Origin of the sequence: Stappia stellulata, assembly GCF_020176715.1 — a bacterium.
Lineage (GTDB): Bacteria > Pseudomonadota > Alphaproteobacteria > Rhizobiales > Stappiaceae > Stappia.
Map to the genome: position 1 here is coordinate 1 of NZ_JAIVMF010000043.1, position 7,184 is coordinate 7,184.

Genomic DNA, 7,184 nt, shown 5'->3' on the forward strand with positions numbered 1-7,184 from the left:
ACGACTTGTCGAAAGCGGAAAGAAGAAGCTCGTCGCTCTAACAGCCGTCATGCGAAAGATCGTCGTCATCCTCAATGCACGCATGAGAGACGAATTCAACGCAATGAGTTGATGACGGCTGAGAGCACTGGCAGCCGGTTTGCCCCGTTTTCCCGTTCCGGGTCCGGTCAAGCCTGTCAGCGGCGCTCCCAGGAGGCCCGCCCCACGCACCGCCGTCACCACGGCCCCCGAGCCGGGGCCCATTGGTTCCCTCAGCATGAGCGGGGCGCCGCAACGGCTGACCGCGCGCCGGCGCTTTCGTATGACGCTGCCCGCCTATTCGCGCGGCGGGCAGGCCGCGTCGCCGGCGCGACCCGCCGGAGCCCCGCCCAGCAGAACGTCCGCCGATCCGCCACCGCTGCAATCGGGCGCGGGTGCTGCAAGCCGGACCGCCGGTTGGCCTTCCACGAAGATCCCCGGAACGGTCTCGAACATGCCCGCCGGGCACCCCGCAACGTCCGAAAGCCGCAGCATCGGGCGGCCGTTGATGAAGACCGACGCGGCCCCGGTCTGCGCGCATCCGGGAAGCGACTGGGCGCTTGCGGATCCGTCCGGCAGGCTTGCGAGCGCGCAGGCCATGGCACTCGCGAGCATGAGGCGCCGGGCATGTGACGAGCGCGGGAGCGGGGAAACGTGAATCCGGGCGCCGGATCGCGCGGTTTTGCGTCGGATGATCATCGCGCTACTCTATTGCCTGCGCGTTCCCTGGCAAGGCCGCACGCCACGGACAATCGGCGAGGACGGAATGAGCGGACCCTATCTGATCTTCACGACGGTCATGACGCTGGCGCTGCTGCTGATGGTCGCCGCCTACATCCGTACGCTTCTCTTCATCCGCCGCCAGAAGCTGCTGGCAGACGCCAGCTTCAACCCGCTTGAGGGCGTGCGCCTGTGGAGGCGCCTTTTCACGCCCAACGGATATGGCGAGGCCGCCGAAACCTCCCGCCGGGGCGTTGCGCGTCTCTACCTGCTGGCGCTCGCGGCCTTCGTGATCGCGGTGGTGCTGTTCTTCGTCCTGCCATCAGTGCCGGGGTGAGTAGGATGGTTCGTGTGGGGCGGGGACAGGGCGGTCGTGTAGCTCTCAACTGTCATGCCTGCGAAGGCAGGCATCCAGTATCCGCAGGCGCTTGAAGGCACGCGACGTGTGTTGCCGTTCATGCCGGTCGGTCCCGACACCCGCCGCATGATCGCACCGCCCGGAGGATACCGGACCTCGGTCCACGACGCTGTCGAAGCCGGGATGATACCTGAGGGATGGCATTCATTGGTGGCCTGCTTCGCACTTTACACCGTCGTGCCGGCGTGGGGAGGTGCTGCTGGTCGAAGCTTTAGCACGAAGTACGCGCGCATCGCCCGTGCGGCCTGCCGGAGCACGCTCAGCAGTACGCTTTGTTTGACCGATCTTGCGATGAAGTGGCCCGGACTCCAACCTTCAATCAAGGATTGAACTTTCGGCTATTCACTGTGTAGCTTGGTTGTCTGAATTGCGGGCCAACGGGTTTGGAGCAAGAGATTGAGCGACCGGATGAACGGCATTTTCAAACCCATGACCGGCTTTGGCCAAAAAGGTATTGGGACACGATCCATGGCGCACAAGAGACTCTGGGTGGCCCTGTTTTTTGGGTTGATCGGTTTCCCTCCGGCGATTGCCAACGCCAATCCGTTCGAGATTGTAGGCTGCCGCATACAGCGGGAGGCGATCCTCGCAATGAAGCCCGAGACCCGCTCTCGTGCCGAGCTCGAGGCCGAGGTTGTCAGTATCCTGTCGCGCTCGGAAGTTAAAGGCGTGAAAATAACAGCATCATTTGACGGTTGTGTTTTGAAAAGACGAATTGATTACGGTCCGGAGGAATTAAAACGACGTGATGTGCGCCATACTATTGAAAGAAAAAATTTAAGAATGATCGATACCGATTATTGTTCGATAAAAATTCGAAACGATAAGACGGAAGTGAGTGATCGAACCGGAATGCCTTCCATATTTCTACGTCTCCGTAATGAATATATTGAAAGGATGAGGCGCATAAGGCGACTAAGTTATAAAATTACGATGGAGGAGATGGAAAAATATCCATATGATGTTTCAACCCGACTTAAAATGATTTCGAAGCGCCATGAATTAGAAATAGATGATAGAATTTATTATGATTTTGGGCGTGGATTTCTTAGTCGTGATTGGATTTGGAGTGAGGGACCCGAGGAAAGGGCAATTCTAACCGTGAAGCCTGAGAAATTTGATCGTATTATTCATCTCATCGATCAAATTGGGAAAAATTACTGCTCACCTGATGAGCAGGTTTCTGACGGCGTTATTTTGCAATAGTTTCAGAGCAGAATGGTCGAGAGTATTTTCAAGCAAGCCCTTGATGCACGTGAAGCTGACCGGCCCAGCTTCAACGTCGCGCTCATTGAGCGTAGCTTGGGAGAATGGACCGGTCGGAGACATAGCATCGATCGGGATATTTCGCCCCTTTGCGGCAGGCCGACATCGCCGCCTTATCTGCGGCCTTCTGGGTCGGGTGACCCCAGGTGGTGCCACAGCCCTGCATGCCGGTGCTTGTCGGCGCCCGACCTCGCGCAAACGCGGCGTATGGGCTATGCCTTTGAACGTGCTGCCTGAAAAACTGCAGTTTGTAGCTGCAGCTACAAGCCGTGAACGGATTGACGGCACCCGTCTCCCCGTTCTTCGGCGCGCAGCCTGCCAGAAGCCCGAGCGCAAGCATTGCGCAAGTGACCGTCGGCTTTTTGAAAATCATTGTAAATTCCTCAATGACTTGGACTAAAATCTGTGGGTTGGGCGGTTCATCCCCTTTGGGAGGGAATATGCGCAACGCGACGACCTACTTCGTCCGGTCGGAGACGTAGCACTTGTCGGGGTTCTTGGCATTCTTGCGGCATTTCTCCATGGCAACCCGGTCGGCGATTGCCTGCGTGCGCTGGTTGGAGGTCCAGCCGCAACCTCGCATTCCGGTGATCGAGAATGCACGACCTCGGGCGAAGGCTGCGTATTTCTTCTGCTGATGCTCTTTTCGGAACTCTTGAAGACGGAACGTGCAGCCATAGTAGTCCCGCTGGTTCAACGCGACGCCCGCGTTTGCGGAGGACATGGAGAGCATCGGTCCGTTGACGGTCGCGGGTCCCGAAACGGACAGCGCGACGAGGAAAAGCGCGCCGGCAGCGGCGGTCTTGAAAATGGCCATAATCTATCTCTCACAAGGATTTGTGCTGGAAAGGCGAGGGGTGGCGCAGTCGCGCCTGACGGGCGGCTGACCCGCCGTTGAAATGAATGTCAGGAAACTTCCGTCACGCTTCTCCCTCTGTCCGGTCCGGAAGCAACGCACCGCGTTGCCTCCCGATCTGTCACATCCCCGGCCGCCCGCTCTTCTTCGGCCGGCCCCTTCGCCGCTTTTCTTCCGCCGGATCCTCGTAGGACCCGGTGCCGATCTTGCCGCGCACGATCGGACGGGCGTCTTCCTCGGCCTGTTGCGCGGGATTGACCGGCTTTTTCGGCAGCGGACGGTTTGACAGCGGCACTTCCGTGCGGCCCACCGTCATTTCGTCGAGCGTATTCTTGCGCACTTTTGACGTGTCGGACAAGTTTGTTGCACCCGAGTGCGCCTTCGCCGCCCGGTCCTTCGCGGTTTCGCGTTTGGCGCCGCTGGCGCCGGCCTTGGTGCCGCCCTTGCCGAATTTCTTGTCGCCCCGGTAGCCGCCGGTCTTCTCGTCGACGTAGGACTGGCGCGACAGCGGATCGTCGGAGAGCGCCAGTTCGGTCTGCTGCAGCCGCTTGACCTCGTCGCGCAGCCGGGCGGCGGTCTCGAAGTCGAGATCGGCGGCGGCCTCGCGCATCTGCCGTTCCAGATCCTCGATATGGGCTTTCAGGTTGTGGCCGACGAGATTGCCCTCCTCGGCGAAGCCCGCCTCGACGGTGACATGGTCCTGTTCGTAGACCGATTGCAGGATGTCGCCAATGTTTCGGCGGACGCTCTCCGGCGTGATGCCGTGTTCGATGTTGTAGGCTTCCTGCTTCTCGCGGCGGCGGTTGGTCTCCGCGATGGCGCGTTCCATCGAGCCTGTCCTGCGGTCGGCATAGAGAATGACGCGGCCGTCGACATTGCGCGCCGCACGGCCGATGGTCTGGATCAGCGAGGTTTCGGAGCGCAGGAAGCCTTCCTTGTCGGCGTCGAGGATCGCCACCAGCGAGCACTCGGGAATGTCCAGCCCCTCGCGCAGCAGGTTGATGCCGACCAGCACGTCGAAGGCCCCGAGCCTGAGGTCGCGGATAATCTCGATGCGCTCCAGCGTGTCGATGTCGGAGTGCATGTAGCGCACGCGCACGCCGTTTTCGTGCAGATATTCGGTGAGATCCTCGGCCATGCGCTTGGTCAGCACGGTGACCAGCGTGCGCATGCCCCTGGCCGCCACCTCGCGCACTTCGCCGAGCAGGTCGTCGACCTGGGACGAGGCCGGGCGAATGTCGATCTGCGGATCGACCAGACCGGTCGGGCGGATCACCTGCTCGGCGAAGACGCCGCCGGCCTGTTCCATCTCCCAGGAGCCGGGCGTCGCCGAGACGCAGACCGTCTGCGGCCGCATCGCGTTCCATTCCTCGAAGCGCAGCGGGCGGTTGTCCATGCAGGACGGCAGGCGGAAGCCGTATTCCGCCAGCGTCGCCTTGCGGCGGAAGTCGCCCCGGTACATGCCGCCGATCTGCGGCACGGTGACATGGCTCTCGTCGGCGAAGACGATGGCGTTGTCGGGCAGATATTCGAACAGGGTGGGCGGCGGCTCGCCGGGCGCGCGGCCGGTGAGATAGCGCGAATAGTTCTCGATGCCGGCGCAGGAGCCGGTCGCCTCCATCATCTCCAGGTCGAACAGCGTGCGCTGCTCCAGCCGTTGCGCCTCCAGCAGCCGGCCGTGGGCGTTCAGCTCCTCCAGCCGCTGCTTCAGCTCCGCCTTGATCGATTTCGTCGCCTGGTTCAGCGTCGGCTTCGGCGTCACATAGTGCGAGTTGGCGTAGATCTTCACCGACTTCATGTCGGCGGACTTCTGGCCCGTCAGAGGGTCGAACTCGGTGATCTGCTCGATTTCGTCGCCGAACAGCGAAATGCGCCAGGCGCGGTCCTCATAGTGGGCGGGGAAGATTTCCACCGTGTCGCCGCGCACGCGAAACGTCCCGCGCTGGAAGGCGGCGTCGTTGCGCTTGTACTGCAGCGCCACCAGATCGGCGAGCAGTTGGCGCTGGTCGATGCGCTCGCCCACCGCGATGGCGAAGGTCATCGCCGTATAGGTTTCCACCGAGCCGATACCGTAGATGCAGGACACGGAGGCGACGATGATCACGTCGTCGCGCTCCAGCAGCGCGCGGGTGGCCGAGTGGCGCATCCGGTCGATCTGCTCGTTCACCGAGCTTTCCTTCTCGATGTAGGTGTCGGTGCGCGGCACATAGGCCTCGGGCTGGTAGTAGTCGTAATAGGAGACGAAATACTCCACCGCATTGTCGGGAAAGAACGACTTGAACTCGCCGTAGAGCTGGGCGGCCAGCGTCTTGTTCGGCGCCAGGATCAGCGCCGGGCGCTGGGTGCGGGCGATCACCTGGGCCATCGTGTAGGTCTTGCCGGAGCCGGTGACGCCGAGCAGCACCTGCGTGTCGTCATTGTTCTCCAGCCCCTCCACCAGATCGGCGATTGCGGTCGGCTGGTCGCCCTTCGGTTCATATTCCGAGACGAGCTTGATCGGCACGCCGCCTTCGGATTTCTCCGGGCGCGCCGGGCGGTGCGGCGCCCAGGCCTCGCCGTTCTTGTGCAGCGGATTGCCGCTTTCGATCAGCGCCGACAGCGCCTCCACGGTCGCCGTGTGCCCCGTGGTGCCGTCGGACATCACCGGCTTGGCGGCCTTGCCCTTGCCCTTGTTGCGCTTCTTGGTCTCCGCCACCTGCCTGGCGAGCAGCGCCTCCGCGTCCTCCAGGCTCATGTCGAGGCCGGCAACCGGGTTCAGCCCGCCGGCGGCGCGCTCGCGCGGATCGTTGGAGGCGCCCATCGAGGTGCCGCGCGCCGATCGCGCCGGCTTTTCCGCCTTCGCATCTTTTCCGCGCTTCGCCTTGGCGGGTTTCTTCGCGGGCGTCGCCGCCGTGTCGGCGTCAGGGGGCGGCGCGCCGTCATCCTCGGTGATCTGCCGCGCCCAGTCGGAAACGCCGCCGGTCAGCGGCGCGCCTTCGAAGGGCGCCTGCGCGGCTTCGCCGAAGCCGTCCGGCGCGGTCCGGTCGTCGTGGATCGATGCGTCGTCCGCGCGGGACGGCGCCTTGCGGGTGGGGGAGGGTCGCTTGGCCATGGCCGCAATATGGTCCGAAAGGCGGTCGACGGAAACCCCTCGGCACCGCGGTTGCGACGGCGCAGAGGCGCCCTGCTGACAGGACGGTGTCAGCAAGGCGCGTTTATGTCGGTTTCGTCACCCCCGGCCACCCGTCGGCGAGCCGGGAATACATGCGAGAAATCGCGAATTCCCTTACGGAATGTGGTATAATCGGAAGCAGAGGAGGGGCAAGAACCAAAACAACCCAGATCACGGGAGATGCCCCATGAAAACGCTGTTGTTTGCTCTGGTCGCGGGCGCGATGTCCTTCGGCCTTGTCGCCCCGCCGGCCACTGCGGAGTCCCCTGGGACCGGTATCCGGACCTTCGAGGGATGCGCGGCTTCCGGCGCCCTGACGTCCGGTCCTTCGAAAGCGGGTCTCGTTCTCGCCAGTCTCGACAGGCCGGCAACGACCGTGCGCGTACCCTATTCCGCACCTCTGGCGGGCGTGATCCCGGCAACCCCGGTCACGCCGGACGCGGCACCCATGCAGGTCGCCGGACGATGCGGCTCGTCGCAATATCGCTGCGATTCTCCGGGTTTCCTCTACTGCTGCGGCAATTCCACCGACGGCTTCTACTGCGCCGCCGACGTGAACGGCTGCACGCGGTAAGGGCGGAGCTGTGTGAATGGCCGGCACCCCCGGGTTGATGTTCAGACCGGTGACATAGGTGGCATGTGTTCATGGAGATGGTTGACACGTTTGGCATGAGTCCCGTTGAGGAGGCGGCCATGCCCTGGTCACAGGTGTCGATCATGGAACAGCGAGAAGAGTTTGTGCGCCTTGCGCGGCT

5 protein-coding genes and 2 pseudogenes are annotated in these 7,184 nt (G+C 62.6%); 4 read left to right on the top strand and 3 right to left on the bottom strand.

The window, feature by feature from the left end; translation table 11 throughout:
- Positions 1-112, top strand: a pseudogene (locus LC092_RS20900) (IS110 family transposase); the annotation flags it as partial.
- A gap of 203 nt (positions 113-315) precedes the next feature.
- Here LC092_RS20900 and LC092_RS20905 read toward each other — a convergent pair.
- Positions 316-633, bottom strand: a complete 318-nt coding sequence (locus LC092_RS20905; protein ID WP_224809646.1) for a hypothetical protein — start codon at positions 631-633, stop codon at positions 316-318.
- Positions 634-784: 151 nt separating this feature from the next.
- On the opposite strand from LC092_RS20905, the gene LC092_RS20910 reads away from it, so the two are divergent.
- Both LC092_RS20910 and LC092_RS20915 read left to right on the top strand, forming a co-directional pair.
- Entirely contained in the window at positions 785-1,075 is a 291-nt protein-coding gene (locus LC092_RS20910; RefSeq protein ID WP_224809647.1) for a hypothetical protein, read from the top strand.
- Positions 1,076-1,552: 477 nt separating this feature from the next.
- Positions 1,553-2,362, top strand: a complete 810-nt coding sequence (locus LC092_RS20915) for a hypothetical protein (protein ID WP_224809649.1) — start codon at positions 1,553-1,555, stop codon at positions 2,360-2,362.
- Between the two features lie 517 nt (positions 2,363-2,879).
- Here the strand turns inward: LC092_RS20915 and LC092_RS20920 are convergent.
- Together LC092_RS20920 and uvrB are read right to left on the bottom strand one after the other, a co-directional pair.
- Entirely contained in the window at positions 2,880-3,239 is a 360-nt protein-coding gene (locus LC092_RS20920; protein ID WP_224809651.1) for a hypothetical protein, read from the bottom strand.
- A gap of 538 nt (positions 3,240-3,777) precedes the next feature.
- A pseudogene (gene uvrB, locus LC092_RS20925) lies at positions 3,778-6,369 on the bottom strand (excinuclease ABC subunit UvrB); the annotation flags it as partial.
- A 247-nt stretch (positions 6,370-6,616) separates the two neighbouring features.
- On the opposite strand from uvrB, the gene LC092_RS20930 reads away from it, so the two are divergent.
- Complete coding sequence (locus tag LC092_RS20930) at positions 6,617-7,003, top strand: hypothetical protein (RefSeq protein ID WP_224809665.1); 387 nt, start codon at positions 6,617-6,619, stop codon at positions 7,001-7,003.
- Positions 7,004-7,184 lie beyond the last annotated feature (181 nt).

Bases quoted from the DNA above. Each gene is read 5' to 3' on its own strand.
- LC092_RS20905 (WP_224809646.1), bottom strand. From the start codon at position 633: ATGCTCGCGAGTGCCATGGCCTGCGCGCTCGCAAGCCTGCCGGACGGA.
- LC092_RS20910 (WP_224809647.1), top strand. From the start codon at position 785: ATGAGCGGACCCTATCTGATCTTCACGACGGTCATGACGCTGGCGCTG.
- LC092_RS20920 (WP_224809651.1), bottom strand. From the start codon at position 3,239: ATGGCCATTTTCAAGACCGCCGCTGCCGGCGCGCTTTTCCTCGTCGCG.
- LC092_RS20930 (WP_224809665.1), top strand. From the start codon at position 6,617: ATGAAAACGCTGTTGTTTGCTCTGGTCGCGGGCGCGATGTCCTTCGGC.